The organism is Chitinophaga sp. sic0106, from assembly GCF_019219075.1.
GTDB lineage: Bacteria > Bacteroidota > Bacteroidia > Chitinophagales > Chitinophagaceae > Chitinophaga.
The window spans coordinates 1-875 of sequence record NZ_JAHUWJ010000044.1 but is presented as its reverse complement, the minus strand read 5'-3'; the positions used below and the strand labels follow the sequence as shown (position 1 = coordinate 875).

2 rRNA genes are annotated in these 875 nt (G+C 48.3%); both read right to left on the bottom strand.

Annotated elements, in window-relative coordinates:
* Positions 1-5: 5 nt before the first annotated feature.
* Positions 6-117: ribosomal RNA gene (gene rrf, locus KW844_RS28840) — 5S ribosomal RNA — on the bottom strand.
* Between the two features lie 91 nt (positions 118-208).
* Positions 209-875, bottom strand: a 23S ribosomal RNA gene (locus KW844_RS28835); the annotation flags it as partial.

The following is an 875-nucleotide window of genomic DNA, read 5'->3' as shown; positions in this document are numbered from 1 at the left end:
AATAAATATGGCAGCTACCTACTCTCCCGCATTGTGGTGCAGTACCATCGGCCATAAGGGGCTTAACTTCTCTGTTCGGAATGGGAAGAGGTGAACACCCTTGGCAAAACCACCATAAGATCTTTTTGCTATTACAGCAAACAATAAGATAACATATTGGAGTAAGTTGTATACTTAACCATTGCATTGAAGCAATGAAGTAATAAATAAAGTTAAAGCTTACGGGCAATTAGTATTACTCGGCTGCGATGTTACCACCCTTACACCTGTAACCTATCAACGTCGTAGTCTCCGACGGCCCTTAAAAGTAAACTCATCTTGAAGCAGGTTTCACGCTTAGATGCTTTCAGCGTTTATCCTGTCCGTACATAGCTACTCTGCACTGCACCTGGCGGCACAACAGATACACCAGCGGTACGTACGACCCGGTCCTCTCGTACTAAGGTCATGTCTCCTCAATTTACTAACGATCACAACAGATAGGGACCGAACTGTCTTGCGACGTTCTGAACCCAGTTCACGTGCCACTTTAATCGGCGAACAGCCGAACCCTTGGGACCTTCTCCAGCCCCAGGATGTGACGAACCGACATCGAGGTGCCAAACCTCACCGTCGATATGAGCTCTTGGGTGAGATCAGCCTGTTATCCCCGGAGTACCTTTTATCCTTTGAGCGATGGCCCTTCCATACAGAACCACCGGATCACTTTAGCCTGCTTTCGCACCTGCTCGGCTTGTTTGCCTCACAGTCAAGCACCCTTATACTAATGCGCTCTACGTACGATTACCAACCGTACTGAGGGTACCTTTGCGAGCCTCCGTTACCTTTTAGGAGGCGACCACCCCAGTCAAACTACCCACCAAACAATGTCCCCA